The organism is Pseudomonas sp. GL-RE-26 (assembly GCF_019956275.1).
In the GTDB taxonomy this organism is placed as follows: domain Bacteria; phylum Pseudomonadota; class Gammaproteobacteria; order Pseudomonadales; family Pseudomonadaceae; genus Aquipseudomonas; species Aquipseudomonas grandcourensis.
This window is the reverse complement of sequence record NZ_JAHBDI010000055.1, coordinates 207513-222332: the sequence shown is the minus strand read 5'-3', so window position 1 is coordinate 222332 and position 14820 is coordinate 207513. Positions and strand designations below refer to the sequence as shown.

14 protein-coding genes are annotated in these 14820 nt (G+C 60.1%); 7 read left to right on the top strand and 7 right to left on the bottom strand.

The annotated features are described in order from the left end of the window. Position 1: 1 nt before the first annotated feature. Complete coding sequence (locus KGB07_RS25140; protein ID WP_223466838.1) at positions 2-1438, bottom strand: cytochrome ubiquinol oxidase subunit I; 1437 nt, start codon at positions 1436-1438, stop codon at positions 2-4. 566 nt (positions 1439-2004) lie between these two features. On the opposite strand from KGB07_RS25140, the gene KGB07_RS25135 reads away from it, so the two are divergent. Beyond that, entirely contained in the window at positions 2005-3255 is a 1251-nt protein-coding gene (locus KGB07_RS25135) for an MFS transporter (protein ID WP_223466837.1), read from the top strand. 12 nt (positions 3256-3267) lie between these two features. On the opposite strand, the gene KGB07_RS25130 is transcribed toward KGB07_RS25135, so the two are convergent. Together KGB07_RS25130 and KGB07_RS25125 are read right to left on the bottom strand one after the other, a co-directional pair. Beyond that, entirely contained in the window at positions 3268-3819 is a 552-nt protein-coding gene (locus tag KGB07_RS25130; protein ID WP_223466836.1) for a DJ-1 family glyoxalase III, read from the bottom strand. A 68-nt stretch (positions 3820-3887) separates the two neighbouring features. After that, entirely contained in the window at positions 3888-4334 is a 447-nt protein-coding gene (locus KGB07_RS25125; protein WP_223466835.1) for a DUF4879 domain-containing protein, read from the bottom strand. 222 nt (positions 4335-4556) lie between these two features. Between KGB07_RS25125 and KGB07_RS25120 the strand changes: the two genes are divergently transcribed. Then, entirely contained in the window at positions 4557-5852 is a 1296-nt protein-coding gene (locus KGB07_RS25120; RefSeq protein ID WP_046041744.1) for an NCS2 family permease, read from the top strand. Next, on the top strand, positions 5849-6928 hold the full coding sequence (trmA, locus tag KGB07_RS25115; RefSeq protein WP_046041743.1) for a tRNA (uridine(54)-C5)-methyltransferase TrmA: 1080 nt from the start codon (positions 5849-5851) through the stop codon (positions 6926-6928). Before KGB07_RS25120 ends, trmA begins: the two co-directional genes overlap by 4 nt. 54 nt (positions 6929-6982) lie before the next feature. Here the strand turns inward: trmA and KGB07_RS25110 are convergent, their stop codons facing one another. Together KGB07_RS25110 and KGB07_RS25105 are read right to left on the bottom strand one after the other, a co-directional pair. After that, positions 6983-7429 carry a DUF2442 domain-containing protein gene (locus KGB07_RS25110; protein ID WP_046041742.1) on the bottom strand — a complete coding sequence of 149 codons (447 nt, stop codon included), beginning with the start codon at positions 7427-7429 and terminating at the stop codon, positions 6983-6985. Further along, positions 7426-7854: a hypothetical protein gene (locus KGB07_RS25105; RefSeq protein WP_046041741.1), complete on the bottom strand. Its 429-nt coding sequence runs from the start codon at positions 7852-7854 to the stop codon at positions 7426-7428. The genes KGB07_RS25110 and KGB07_RS25105 overlap by 4 nt, the downstream gene beginning before the upstream one ends. Positions 7855-8080: 226 nt before the next feature. Between KGB07_RS25105 and KGB07_RS25100 the strand changes: the two genes are divergently transcribed. The 3 genes from KGB07_RS25100 (at position 8081) to KGB07_RS25090 (ending at position 10433) form a co-directional block, all read left to right on the top strand. Then, complete coding sequence (locus KGB07_RS25100; protein WP_046041740.1) at positions 8081-8992, top strand: LysR family transcriptional regulator; 912 nt, start codon at positions 8081-8083, stop codon at positions 8990-8992. Positions 8993-9132: 140 nt separating this feature from the next. Beyond that, positions 9133-9582, top strand: coding sequence for a type II 3-dehydroquinate dehydratase (gene aroQ, locus KGB07_RS25095; RefSeq protein ID WP_046041739.1), 450 nt, complete (start codon positions 9133-9135; stop codon positions 9580-9582). After that, positions 9579-10433 (top strand): shikimate dehydrogenase, encoded by an 855-nt coding sequence (locus tag KGB07_RS25090; RefSeq protein WP_046041835.1) that lies wholly within the window; start codon positions 9579-9581, stop codon positions 10431-10433. The genes aroQ and KGB07_RS25090 overlap by 4 nt, the downstream gene beginning before the upstream one ends. A 36-nt stretch (positions 10434-10469) precedes the next feature. Here KGB07_RS25090 and KGB07_RS25085 read toward each other — a convergent pair whose 3' ends face one another. Continuing rightward, on the bottom strand, positions 10470-11147 hold the full coding sequence (locus KGB07_RS25085; protein WP_046041738.1) for a TetR family transcriptional regulator: 678 nt from the start codon (positions 11145-11147) through the stop codon (positions 10470-10472). A 102-nt stretch (positions 11148-11249) separates the two neighbouring features. After that, on the bottom strand, positions 11250-13151 hold the full coding sequence (quiC, locus tag KGB07_RS25080) for a 3-dehydroshikimate dehydratase QuiC (protein WP_223466833.1): 1902 nt from the start codon (positions 13149-13151) through the stop codon (positions 11250-11252). 270 nt (positions 13152-13421) lie between these two features. On the opposite strand from quiC, the gene KGB07_RS25075 reads away from it, so the two are divergent. Continuing rightward, positions 13422-14759, top strand: coding sequence for an MFS transporter (locus tag KGB07_RS25075; RefSeq protein WP_046041736.1), 1338 nt, complete (start codon positions 13422-13424; stop codon positions 14757-14759). Positions 14760-14820 lie beyond the last annotated feature (61 nt).

Genomic DNA, 14820 nt, shown 5'->3' with positions numbered 1-14820 from the left:
TTCAAATCTCCTTGGTCAGGCTGTGGCCGGTATCGGTGTGATCGTCGTCGGCTGCGGACAGCGGACGGGCCGGTGTGCGTTTCTGGCCGGGGCCACCGTCGTTGGTTTCCTTGCCTTCGTCGATCTTCGGCCCCTTGCGCACCAGGCGCATCATGTAGCCAAGACCGGCGCCAAACAGCGCGAAATAAACCACGACAAACAGGATCAGGGTGATGCTCATCTGCATGAAGCTATGGTTGGACGACGCATCCGCCGTACGCATCAGGCCATAGACCACCCATGGCTGACGGCCGATTTCCGTGGTGAACCAGCCGGCGAGGATCGCGATCAGGCCAGACGGCCCCATCCATAGCGCCAGGTACAGGAACGGCCGCGACGTGTAGAGGGTGTCGCGCTTGCGCAGCCACAGGCTCCACAAACCGGTGAAGATCATCAGGAAGCCAAGGCCCACCATGATGCGGAACGACCAGAACACGATGGTCGAATTCGGCCGATCTTCGGGCGGGAACTCCTTGAGTGCCGGCACCTGTTTGTCCAGGGAGTGCGTGAGGATCAGGCTGCCCAGGTACGGGATCTCGACGGCGAATTTGGTTTTTTCCTCCTTCATGTCCGGCCAGCCGAACAGGATCAGCGGGGTCGCCTCGTCGCCCTTGTTTTCCCAGTGACCCTCGATTGCGGCGATTTTTGCCGGCTGATGCTCAAGCGTATTGAGACCGTGGAAGTCACCGATGACAGCCTGGATCGGCGCAACGATCAATGCCATCCACATGGCCATCGAGAGCATTTTGCGGATCGCCGGGTTGTCCTTGCCCCGCAGCAAATGCCAGGCCGCAGAGGAACCGACGAAGAAGGCCGTGGCGACGAACGCCGCCGTGGCCATGTGCATCAGGCGATACGGGAACGACGGGTTGAAGATAACCGCCAGCCAGTCGGTGGGTATGACCTGACCGTTGACGATTTCGAAGCCCTGCGGGGTCTGCATCCAGCTATTGGAAGCGAGAATCCAGAACGTGGAGATCAACGTACCGATGGCCACCATCACGGTGGCAAAGAAGTGCAGGCCACGCCCGACCTTGTTCCAGCCAAACAGCATGACGCCCAGGAACCCGGCTTCGAGGAAGAATGCCGTGAGCACTTCATAGGTCAGCAACGGCCCGGTCACGGAGCCGGCGAAGTCCGAGAAACGGCTCCAGTTGGTGCCGAACTGATAGGCCATTACCAGGCCGGAAACCACCCCCATGCCGAAGTTGACCGCAAAGATCTTCGACCAGAAATGGTAGAGGTCACGGTAGGTGTCGTTATGGGTTTTCAGCCACAGGCCTTCGAGTACCGCCAGGTAACTCGCCAGGCCGATGGTGATGGCCGGAAACAGGATGTGGAACGAGATGGTGAACGCGAACTGAATTCGGGCGAGATCAAGTGCCTCTAAACCGAACATAAGTCTTCCTCTGTCAGGTAGTACGGCTGCCGGCTTAAAGCCTGCACCCACGGCCCCCACGGATATGGAGTGTGGCGAATCTCTGTTTGTTCTTTTTTTTGCACGCATCACAACGCAGGGAGTCTGGCCTTGCGGCCGCCGGATCAATTCCTTTTGTGGGTTTTGATCTGGATCAATCAACGTTGAAAGAGTAGTCCCAATTTCGGGGAGGAACCGCGTGGTCTTTTGCCGCGTGACAAGTTGCCTCACAGTTGGCGAAATGGCCTGAAACAGATTTTGGATGAAGCAATATCGATGTGGTGAGGGGGCTTGCCCCCGTCAGGTTGCGAAGCGACCTCAGCCCCCGGCAAAAATTCGTTTTGGCAGTTACCCCCTGATCGATCGTTTTTACGGCTGCTGCGCAGCCGAACGGGGGCAAGCCCCCTCGCCACAGCAAGCTCCCTCGCCACAAGGTTTTCGGCGTTTGAAAAATCGATGCCTGGCTAACTAAATCTTTTGTCATGGCAACTTTCTGTTACAGGTTGGTGATAATCTCGTCGTTCCCCTCTCCCCAGATTTTCCCGCAGATGCCCAGCCAAGAGCCCTTGCTGTTACGTCACCATCGCCCTTTTCTCGCGTTCTGGCTGGCCCGGGTATTTACCGCCAGCGGCTTCCAGATGCTCACCGTGGCCATCGGTTGGAACCTGTACCAACTGACCGGCAACGTGCTCGACCTGGGGCTGGTCGGCCTGGTCGAGTTCGCCCCGCGCGTGCTGTTCATGCTGCACACCGGGCACGTCGCCGACCGCTATGACCGGCGCAAGGTCGCTGCGATCTGCCAGTCCCTGCAGGCATTGATCGCCCTGTCGCTGGCCATCGGCAGCGCCACCGACCATGTCACCCGGGAATTGATCTTTATCCTGGCCTTCCTGCTCGGTGCCGCTCGCTCCTTTGAAATGCCCACCACCCAGGCCCTGCTGCCCAGTATCGTGCCGAGCGCGTTGTTTCCCCGCGCAGTGGCCGCCGCGCAATCGGCCCAGCAATCGGCAACCATCGTCGCCCCGGCCCTCGGTGGTTTGCTCTACGCCTTCGGCAGCGTCTGGGTGTATGGCCCGACGGTGCTTTTGTATGTCATCGCCTGTTCGCTGATGCTCAACCTACCGGCCCGGCAAACCCCGTTGAACAAGGGCAAGGCCACTCTGGATTCGCTGCTGGCGGGCATTCGCTTCATCCGCAGTCGTCCGGACATTCTCGGGGCGATCTCCCTCGATCTGTTCGCGGTGCTATTGGGTGGCGCCACGGCGCTGCTGCCGGTGTTCGCCAAGGACATTCTGCTGACCGGCCCGTGGGGGCTGGGCCTGCTGCGCTCGGCACCGGCGGTGGGCGCGCTACTGATGTCGCTGTTCCTGGCGCGCTTTGCCGTGGAGCGCAACGTCGGGCGGGTGATGTTCACCGCCGTAGGCATCTTCGGCGTGGCAACCATCGCCTTCGGCCTGTCGACCTCGTTCTGGTTTTCCCTGGCGGTGTTGGTGGTGTTGGGCGCGGCAGACATGATCAGCATGGTGATTCGCGCATCTTTCGTACAACTGGAAACCCCGGACGAAATGCGTGGCCGGGTCAGCGCCGTGAATGGTCTGTTCATCGGTGCTTCGAATCAGTTGGGCGAATTCGAATCGGGCCTGACTGCCCACTGGTTCGGCACCGTGCCCGCCGTGGTCATGGGCGGGATCGGCACGCTGGTGGTGACCGGGGTGTGGGTCAAACTGTTCCCGACTCTGGCCAGCCGCGATCGTATGCACGTGGCTAAAGATGACGAGAAGGAAGAGGCGAAAATCTGACACTCTCTAAACCTAAACGAGCAACTCCCCCGCCACTGCCATGCGAGTGGCTTTACCGCAGAGTTGCTCCACCAGCGCCAGGGCAAACGCCAAAGCCGCGCCTGAGCCTTGGGCCGTGATGCAGTTGCCATCGACCACCACCGGTTGATCGACAAAAGTACAGCCCGACAGTTGATGGCTGGCCGAGGGCAGGCAGGTCATGCGCCTTTGACGCAATACGCCAAAGGCCTGCAGCGCCACGGCGGGCGCTTCGGCAATACCGGCGAACAGGCGACCGGCCGCTGCCTGATCCTTGATCAATTGTTGCAGGGGTTGGTGGGCTGCCAGGTGCTGCGAACCCACCGCACCACCGGGCAAGGCAATCAGGTCGAAGGGTTGCGCCAGCAAGTCCACCAGCATCGCATCGGACGTCAGGCGAGTGCCGCGAGCGCAGGTGAGCATGCGTCTCCCTTCGATACTGGCCACCACCACTTCTACTTTGGCGCGACGCAGTACGTCGATCAGGGTGACGGTTTGCAGGTCATCGGTGCCCTCGGCGAGGGCAATCAAGGCTCTAAAGGTCATCAGGGACTGTCCACGGAATGATCTTTTAAGCGTAGTCAGCTTTCCCGACCCTTGTTCGAGACCTGTGGTTACTTGATGTAAAGCTGCATCGACATCGTGTTACCGGGAGCGTTGATCGAGGTATTGCTGAAGGTCAGCGTGCCTTCCTGTTTGCCCGCCAGATCGAGGGCATACAAATAGCCGACGGTTTTTTCCCCGGGGGTGCAACTGGTCAGGTTGCCGTTCTTGAACGCGCAAACCGGTGTCCGTGTGCCGTTCACTTCGAAACCGTCGAGGGCAACATGGGCCTCACGCCCGTAACCCACTTCCAGCACGTACACCATGATGTTCGGGCCATTGTGATCGCAGCGCGTCCGGGTTTGCCCTTCGTCGATGTTTTCGACACCACAGGACGGCGACGCGACCTTGAGCACTTTCAATTGCGTCAGCGGCGCAGCAGAGGCCGCCACGGCCACTTGAGCCCCGAGAAACAACGCCATCCATACTCCGAAGACGGCAACCAGACGCTTTTTCATGCAGGACCCACCCACCCCAGAAAACCAGCGCGCAGTATGGCGCACTTGGCTTTGTCGCAAAACATCGACGACGATCACCGCCAAAGCAGCCATATTCCCAAGCTACTGGTATGATGCGCGGCTTTTTCCGGCCCACAGTAATTTCCAGGCGCGTTCTGCTGCCTGTGCTTTGCTGTTGAGGTCGATACATTCACGGCGCCCGGCGCGCCACGGGGAGCAGACATGCTGGAAAGGCTGTTTCAACTCAAGGCACACAACACCAACGTGCGGACCGAGATTCTGGCGGGTGTCACGACCTTTTTGGCCATGGCCTACATTCTGTTCGTCAACCCGAGCATCCTCGGCGAGACCGGCATGGACAAGGGCGCGGTGTTCGTCGCCACCTGCCTGGCCGCCGCCATCGGCTCGACGACCATGGGCCTGATCGCCAACTACCCGATCGCCCTCGCACCGGGCATGGGCCTGAACGCCTTCTTCACCTACACCGTGGTCCTGCACATGGGCCATACCTGGCAAGTGGCGCTGGGGGCGGTGTTCATCTCCGCAGTGTGCTTCTTCCTGCTGTCGATCTTCCGCATCCGTGAATGGATCATCAACAGCATCCCGCTGCCGCTGCGCTCGGCGATTGCCGCCGGCATCGGCTTGTTCCTGGCACTGATCGCCCTGCACAACGCCGGTATCGTGGTCAGCAACCCGGCGACCATGGTCGGCCTCGGTGACCTGAAACAACCGGCTCCGATCCTCGCCACCCTCGGTTTTGCCCTGATCGTCGCCCTCGAAGCCCTTGCCGTGCGCGGCGCGGTGCTGATCGGCATTCTGGTGGTGACCATCGTTTCGATCGTCATGGGCTTCACCCCGTTCGGCGGCGTGATGTCGATGCCGCCGTCCCTCGCCCCGACCTTCCTGCAACTGGACATCAAGGGTGCGCTGGACATCGGTCTGGTCAGCGTGATCTTCGCCTTCCTGTTCGTCGACCTGTTCGACAACTCCGGCACTCTGATCGGTGTGGCCAAGCGCGCCGGCCTGATGGGCAAAGACGGCCATATGCCGAAAATGGGCCGCGCGCTGATCGCCGACAGCACCGCCGCCATGGCCGGTTCCCTGCTGGGCACCTCGACCACCACCAGCTACATCGAATCTGCCGCCGGCGTGAGTGCCGGCGGCCGCACCGGCCTGACCGCCGTCGTGGTGGCGATCCTGTTCTTGCTGGCGCTGTTCTTCTCGCCACTGGCCGCCAGCGTTCCGGCCTTCGCCACTGCACCGGCACTGCTGTTCGTCGCCGTGCTGATGACATCCGGCCTGGCCGAAATAGACTGGGACGACATTACCGTCGCCGCGCCTGTGGTGATCACCGCGCTGGCAATGCCGTTCACTTACTCCATCGCCAATGGCATCGCCTTCGGTTTCATTTCCTGGACCGCCATCAAGCTGATGTCCGGTCGCGGCCGTGAGCTGAACCCGGCGCTGGTGATCCTGTCGATTCTGTTCGTGATCAAGCTGGGTTGGTTCAACGCATGACTTTTGATTCCCAGGCCTATGCCGTTCAGCTCGAAGAAAAGGTCACGCGTCTGCGTGACCTGCTGGCCCCGTTCGATGCATCGGAGCCAGCCGTTTTCGATTCGCCGCTGAAAAACTTCCGCCTGCGCGCCGAGTTCCGCCTGTGGCGCGAGGCCGGCGAGCGTCACTACGCGATGTTTTCCCAGGAAGACAAACGCACGCCAATCCTGATCGAAGAATTCCCGATTGCCAGCCTGCGCATCAATCAGTTGATGCCGCAGCTGAAGGCAGCCTGGCAAGCGAGTGCGCCCCTGAGCCACAAGCTGTTCCAGGTGGAGTTCCTGACCACTCTGGCCGGCGATGCGATGATCACCCTGTGCTATCACCGCCCGCTGGACGAGCACTGGCATGCGGCGGCGTCGAAACTCGCGGCCGACTTGAACGTCAGCATCATCGGCCGCTCCAAGGGCAAACGCGAAGTCATCGGTCACGATTACGTGGTCGAGAAGCTGGAAGTCGGCGGCCGCACCTTCAGCTATCGCCAGCCCGAAGGCGCGTTCACCCAGCCCAACGGCACGGTGAACCAGAAGATGCTCAACTGGGCATACGATGCGCTTGGCGATCGCTCCGATGATTTGCTGGAGCTGTATTGCGGCAACGGCAACTTCACCCTGCCGCTCGCCACCCGCGTGCGCAAGGTGCTGGCCACCGAAATCAGCAAGACTTCGGTCAACGCGGCCTTGAGCAACCTCAGCGAAAACGCTGTGGATAACGTCACCCTGGTGCGTTTGTCCGCTGAAGAGCTGACCGAAGCCCTGAATGAAGTGCGCCCGTTCCGGCGCCTGCATGGCATCGACCTCAAGAGCTACGAGTTCGGTAGCGTGTTCGTTGACCCGCCCCGTGCCGGCATGGACCCGGACACCTGCGAGCTGACCCGGCGCTTCGACAACATCCTGTACATCTCCTGCAACCCGGAGACCCTGGCGGCCAACATCGCCCAACTGCACGACACCCACCGCATCTCCCGATGCGCAATGTTCGACCAGTTCCCGTGGACCCATCACATGGAATCCGGGGTGATGCTGACCCGGCGTTGATGGCGCCTGCCAGGCACAAAAAAGCCGTCTTCACGACGGCTTTTTTGTGGGCGTTTACAAGACAACATCGACCTTGCGCGGGCGCCCGCCTTTCCTGCCGTTGGCCCGCGCGGCTTCAGACTTTGCGGCGCTGCTCTGACGACCATTGCGCGAAGCGACGACCGAGGCCGCCATGGCCATCAGCGACTTGCTCGCAGAAATCATCCCGGCGATGGATACATGCAGGTCCTTGCCTTCATGGCATAGGGCAGTACCCGCATAGCCGACAGTCAGACTGGCGAAGTCCCCGCCCTCAAAATCATCGAACTCCGGATAGTTGGCCACGGGCAACAATACGCCGCTGCCGTCTTCGAAGCTGACAGCCAGGCAGGGGGGCTGGTAGGTAACCGCTGTCGCCTGCAGGCTATTTTTTCTACGTAATTCGCCACGTTCAATGGCTTTGTCCAGGCTACTTTCCGTTACGGGATTATCGGCCTGAACCTTGGCTTTTATCGTTTTCATAACTCGATCTCCACACCTTCCTGTGTGCCTATCAGGGACAGCAACGTCTTGTTCGATTCGGGTTCGTAGCAAGCCGATCCAATCATGTTGGTGGTACTGACAACCCTTTTCACCACAACGACTTCGTTGCTTTGCCAGTCCCACAATTGATTATCAAGACAGGCCGTTTGTAACTTTCGCCACCAGATGCCCCGGGCGCGCCGCAAATGGGCAGGTTGCTGGAGCGATTGGCGCAATCCCTCAAGCACCGCCAACGGTGGCCGACGCGAAAGCGGAACTACATCCCAGAGCTCGACACCGTTGTGCCAAAAGCAGAACCTGAATCTCGCACTCCACGTACCGGCCTCCACATGCGCATGAGGCGGACAATGCTCGTCTCGCAACATGATCACTACCGACAGTCCTTTGTAATTGCATACCTTCATGCTAACCCATCCGTTAGGTTAATGAATCCGAGGATTCGACATTCTCTGGAAAATCCGACCGTTGGCAATGGCCGTCGAATCACTTCTTCCGTCCTCAGACTAGTGTCCTGCCGTTACCCAGCCCTGCGGAACACCGCGCGCAATGGTAAGAAATCCTTTCATTACGGCGCTGGCACCTGATAAATACTAATCCAGGTACTTCATCTGATCCCCGGTGTAATCAATCATGCAGCGACAATTCGAAGATCTTCAGTTGGGCAGCATTGAGCTGTTTTGCCTGGCCGCCGAGGCCGGCAGTTTTACTGCCGCGGCGCTGGTGGCGGGTGTCACCCCAGCTGCCGTGAGCCGTTCGGTGTCGCGCATGGAGGAGCGCCTGGGCGTGCGTCTGTTTGCGCGCACCACCCGCAGCGTGAAGCTGACCGACAGTGGTCGTCGCTATTACGAGGAGTGCCGCCTGGCCCTGGCGCAACTGATCGAGGCCCAGCGCGAGGTGATGGGCCAGCAGCAAGTGCCGTCCGGCACCTTGCGCATCAGTATTCCGACCACCTACGCGCATCATCGAATCCTGCCTTTGTTGCCCGAATTTCGGGCGCGCTATCCGGCGGTGAAGGTCGAGTCGCACATCAGCAATCGCAACATCGATTTCGTCGGCGAAGGCTACGACATGGCGATTCGCGTGCGAGCCATCCCGGATTCCGGCCTGATCGCCCGCCCGTTGGAAGATGCTGCCCTGGTGATGATCGCCAGCCCCGACTACCTGAAACGGGCCGGCACTCCGCAAACCCTCGACGACCTCGAAAACCACGAGTGCATTCAGTACGAATTGCCCAGCAGCGGCCGGCGTATTGCCTGGTTGTTCAACGATGAAGGCGTACCCCGGGAAATTCTCGCCGAGGGCAGCCTCAGTTGTTCCGACGATGTACTGGGCGGTGTCACCTTGGCCAAACACGGGGCGGGGTTGTTTCAGACCTATCGTTTTATCGTGGAAAAGGAACTGGCCGACGGCTCGCTGGTGGAAGTGCTCAAGCCCTATGGCGGGCGCTCCCGGCCGTTTACCTTGCTGTACCCGCAAAGTCGCCATGTACCGCTACGCTTGAGGGCGTTCATTGATTTTCTGGTGGAGCATTTGCCGCGCTGAACACCGAAAGTGTCCGATCACCGCCCACAACCCGTCAGCGTGCCTTCACTCCAATTGACCAAATTAACTAGTTAGTACAATTTATCTCCACAGGCCGGGATCCTCGGCCGATTCCAAAAATAATAAGTGGAGAGATTCCGATGTCCCCTATCGTTCTGGTGCTCAACGGCCCGAACCTGAACCTGCTCGGCACCCGTGAACCGGCGACTTACGGCCACGAAACCCTGGCAGACATTTCGACCCTGTGCGCACGTAGCGCCGAAGAATTTGGCCTGGCAGTGGAGTTTCGCCAGACCAACCATGAAGGCGAATTGCTCGACTGGATTCACGCCGCCCGCGGTCGCTGCGCCGGGATCGTCATCAATCCTGCCGCGTGGACTCACACCTCGGTCGCCATCCGCGACGCCCTGGTCGCCAGCGAACTGCCGGTGATCGAAGTCCACCTGTCCAACGTGCACGCCCGCGAGCCCTTCCGCCACCACTCGTTCGTATCCGCCATTGCAACGGCGGTGATGGCCGGTTTTGGCAGTCATGGCTATCGCCTGGCGCTGGAACACTTCAGTCATCGTTTGAAGGGGTGCTCGCCGTGACTCAGACCCACGTGATACTGGCCGGGCTGATTGGCGCCGGCATCCAGGCTTCCCGCACACCAGCCATGCACGAGCATGAAGGCGATGCCCAGGGACTGCGCTACCTCTATCGCCTGATCGATCTTGATCAGTTGAAGCTCGACAGCAACGCCCTGCCCGACCTGTTGATGGCTGCCGAGCGCATGAACTACACCGGGCTGAACATCACCTTTCCATGCAAGCAAGCGATCATCCCGCTGCTCGACGAACTCTCGCCGGAGGCCCGCGGTATTGGTGCGGTCAACACGGTGGTGCTCAAGGATGGCAAACGCATCGGCCACAACACCGATTGCCTGGGCTTTGCCGAGGGTTTTCGCCGGGGCTTGAAGGGCGTTGCCGTTGAACGTGTCGTACAAATGGGCGCCGGCGGCGCAGGTGCAGCGGTGGCCCACGCGTTGTTGAGCGAAGGCGTACAACAGCTAAGCATTTTTGACGTGGACATCCGCCGCGCCCAGGATCTGGCTGACAATCTCAATCAGCATTTCGGCGTCGCTCGAGCGGTGGCCGGGTATGACCTGCCCAACGCCATGGCCCAAGCTGACGGCCTGGTGAACACCACGCCGATGGGTATGAAAAAGCTGCCAGGCATGCCAGTGCCGGTGGAGCTGCTGCGGGCCGAACTGTGGGTAGCGGAGATCGTCTACTTCCCGCTGGAAACCGAACTGCTGCGCAACGCCCGCGCCCTCGGTTGCCGGACGCTGGACGGCGGCAACATGGCGGTGTTTCAGGCGGTGAAGGCGTTCGAGTTGTTCAGCGGCGTGGTGCCGGATGCCCAGCGGATGCTTGAACATTTCCAGAGCATGAATGACTGAATGACTGAGGTGAGGGGGCAACCCCCTCACCACGCCTCAGGCTTGCAGGTACCGCAGAACCGACTCGCAAATCATCTCCCGATGACGCTGCTTGATGCATTCATCCGGCAGGTCGATCTGAAAAATCTCACCAAAGGTGTGGCGGTTCGAGACGCGATAGAAGCAGAACGAACTGATCAGCAGATGCACATCCAGCGGATCAAGACCGGTACGGAACAGCCCTTGCTCGGCGCCGCGGCGCAGAATCTCGCCCAGTGAATCGAGGATAGTGTTGTTCATCGCCTTGATCGCATCGGAGCGCTTCACGTACTCGGCGTTGTGAATGTTCTCGATACTGACGATGCGCACAAAATCCACGTTGCGATCATGGTGATCGAAGGTGAACTCCACCAGCCGCCGAATGGCTTCGACCGGCGCCAGTTCCGCCAGGTGCAGGCGATTTTCGGTGTTGCGGATATCGCCGTAGAGTTTCTCCAGCACCTCGACGTAGAGCTGCTCCTTACTGCCGAAGTAGTAATAGATCATGCGCTTGGAGGTGTGGATGCGCTCGGCGATGGCATCGACGCGCGCCCCGGAAAGCCCCTGTTGGACGAACTCGACGATCGCCTCCTGCAGGATGTTTTCGCGGGTCTTTTCCGGGTTGTTCTTGCGACTCTTGCGCGGCTCGATACCAGGTTCTACGGAGGCTGCGGGGAGTTCTGAAGTCATTGTCATTGCGGGCTCACGGCCATCACTGCACAGGCTGGCGATTATGGGCTGCGCGGCACGGTGAAGGAAGCCGCGCGGCCCACGTTTAATCCCGCGTTTACGAATTTCCTACAACTTCGCCTGGCGCAATGCGCCGCTACGGGATTTGGCCATGGCCGCCAGGCGCACCGCGACGTTGGCCGCGCCGTAGCCGGCATAACCGTTTTTACGCTGGATGATCTCGAAGAAGAATCGCCCCTCGAACGGCTCGGTGTACACATGAAACAGCTCACCGCCCTGAGCATCGCGGTCGTACAACACATTGTAGTAGGCCAGTTCGCTGAGGAACTCGTCGTCGAAATCGAACCGCGCCGCCAGGTCATCGTAGTAGTTGAGCGGGATATCCAACAGCGGCACGCCCGCCTCTTTTGCACGGCTGACCTGGGCAAAGATGTCATCACAATCAAACGCGATGTGATGCACACCGGAACCGCGATAACTCGACAGCGCATGTGAGATCGCGGTGTTGCGGTTCTCGGAAATGTTCAGTGGCAGGCGGATCGAACTGTCGCGACTGCGCAAGGCACGGCTCTTCACCAGGCCATAAGGATCCGGCAGCACGACTTCATCGTCCGCCTCGAAATCCAGCAGGCTCTTATAGAACAGTACCCAACTGTCGAGGCTGTCGGCCGGCAGCGCCATGGCCATGTGGTCGATGCGCTTGAGGCCACCGCTGACCGGCGCATCCGCCAGCAGATTGAAGTCGGTGCCGTAGACGTCGGCATCCTGGTCCACCAGATAGATCAGGCTGCCATCCGGCGCACGCACCGCCGCCAGTTCCAGTTCATTGGGGCCCACCAGCCCGCGATAGGGCTGGCCCTTGTAGGCCACGGCGCGGGCCAGCGCGCTGGCGCTGTCCTTGACCCGCACGGCGGTAGCGCACAACGATGGGCCGTGGGCTTCGAAAAAGCTGTGGCCGAACGAGTAAGGCTCGGAGTTGAGGATCAGGTTGATATCGCCTTGGCGCATCAGACTGACGCTCTTGGAACGATGCTGCCCGGCCTTGACGAAGCCCAGCCGCTCCAGCCAATGGGCGAGCTTGGCGCCGAGGCTTTCGTCCACGGCAAACTCCAGGAACTCGATGCCGTTGTACTCACTGGCCTTGGGCGTTTCGAACAGAATCTCGGAGTTGGCCGCAGGCGTGGCCTCCTGCGCCAGACGCTCGCGGGTTTTCTCTTCCAGGTACAGCAACGAACGTAAGCCGTCGGCGGCGTTGGCCCGTGGCGGTGCGGCGCGGAAACCGTCGTTGAAGATCTCCAGCGACAGCGGCCCGGTGTAGCCGCTCTTGATGATCGGCGCGAGGAACCCCGGCAAGTCGAATTCACCCTGGCCCGGGAAGCAGCGAAAATGCCGGCTCCACTCCAGCACGTCCATGGCCAGGATCGGCGCGTCAGCCATTTGCACGAAGAAAATCTTGTCGCCTGGAATCTCGGCGATAGCGCTTGGATCGCCCTTGAGCGACAAGGTGTGAAAGCTGTCCAGCAACACGCCGAGGCTTGGGTGATCGGCCTGACGCACGATGTTCCACACCTGTTGCCAGGTGTTCACATGCCGGCCCCAGGCCAGCGCTTCGTAACCGATGCGCAGGCCGCGTCCCCCGGCGTGCTCAGCCAGCAGTCGCAAGTCGTCGACCAGAATCTGTTCATCACCGATGGACTCGGCCGATGCATTGCTGCACACCAGCACCAGGTCAGTGCCCAGCTCCTGCATCAGGTCGAACTTGCGCTCGGCACGTTCCAGGTTGCGCGACAGGCGATCGCGGCGGCAACCTTCGAAATCGCGGAACGGTTGAAACAGGGTGATGGCGATCCCGAGATCGGCGCACATCTGTTTAATTTCCCGCGGACTACCGTCGTAGTAGAGAAGGTCGTTCTCGAAAATCTCGACGCCGTCGAACCCGGCGGCGGCAATGGCTTCGAGCTTTTCCGGCAGGGTACCGCTCAAGGATACGGTGGCAATGGAACGCTGCATGTTTTCGGCTCCCGGTGGAGGCTTCGGCTACAGGGAATTTGCGCCGCTTTTAAAAGAGTGAGCGGATTATTGAGCTGGGCGATGCATTGAGCAATTTAAAGTGTACTACCCAGTTAGTTTTGTGTTCGATTATCGAACAAAATGGTGATTGGCGAATTGACGATTTTTTGTCCACTGCCCAACATCGTCCTCACATTAAGTCCGGACACGCAGCACCGGCCGCGATGTCCAAAACACCAAATAACAAATTCAAAAAAACGGGTGGTACACATGATTCCTTCCCAAAGCTCACGCATGGCTCCGGCCATGAACGTCACTGCCGGTGGCATCGGCAACAAAATCCGCGGCGCCATGGCAGTCGGCAAAACCCGTTGGGGCATGCTGGCACTGGTGTTTTTCGCCACTACCCTTAACTACATCGACCGCGCCGCCCTGGGCGTGATGCAGCCTATCCTGGCCAAGGAGATGAGCTGGACGGCGATGGACTACGCCAACATCAACTTCTGGTTCCAGGTCGGCTACGCCATCGGCTTCGTGCTGCAAGGCCGCTTGATCGACCGGGTCGGCGTCAAGCGCGTGTTCTTCTGCGCGGTGCTGCTCTGGAGCCTGGCGACCGGTGCCCACGGCCTGGCCACTTCGGCGGTCGGTTTCATGGTTTGCCGCTTCATCCTCGGCCTCACCGAAGCAGCGAACTATCCGGCTTGCGTGAAAACCACCCGCCTGTGGTTCCCGGCCGGCGAGCGCGCCGTGGCCACCGGCATTTTCAACGCCGGCACCAACGTTGGTGCGATGTTCACCCCCATGCTACTGCCACTGATCCTGCACGTCTGGGGCTGGCAGGCCGCGTTCCTGTGCATGTCGGCACTGGGCGGGATCTGGTTGCTGTTCTGGGGCCTGAAGTACTTCAATCCGGAAGACCACCCGAGCGTCAAACAGTCGGAACTGGACTACATCCAGAACGAAGTCGAACCGGAACAAACCCGCGTGCCGTTCTCGAAAATCCTGCGCATGCGCGGCACCTGGGCCTTCGCCCTCGCCTACTCGATGACGGCGCCTGTGTTCTGGTTCTACCTGTACTGGCTGCCGCCGTTCCTCAACCAGCAATACAACCTGGGCATCAACGTCACCCAGATGGGTATCCCGCTGATCATCATCTACCTCACTGCCGACTTCGGTAGCGTTGGTGGCGGCATCCTTTCCTCGTTCCTGATCGGTCGCGGCGTCAACCCGATCAAGGCGCGACTGATGTCCATGTTCCTGTTCGCCTGCTGCATCATCGGCGTGATCATGGCGGCCGGCTCCAGCAACCTGTGGGTCGCGGTGGCCGCCATCTCCCTGGCCATCGGTGCGCACCAGGCCTGGACCGCGAACATCTGGAGCCTGGTAATGGACTACACGCCCAAGCACATGATGAGTACGGTGTTCGGTTTCGGCGGCATGTGTGCGGCGATTGGCGGGATGTTCATGACCCAGTTGGTCGGCCACATCCTGACCGTCACCAACAACAACTACACCGTGCTGTTCACCATGATTCCGGCGATGTACTTCATTGCGCTGACCTGGATGTACTTCATGGCACCGCGCAAGATTCCGAAAATAGAAGACTGATGTTCCCTCGACGCAGGCCCGATCTCGGGTCTGCGCTTTTTTTTGCCTGCGTTTTACCGCA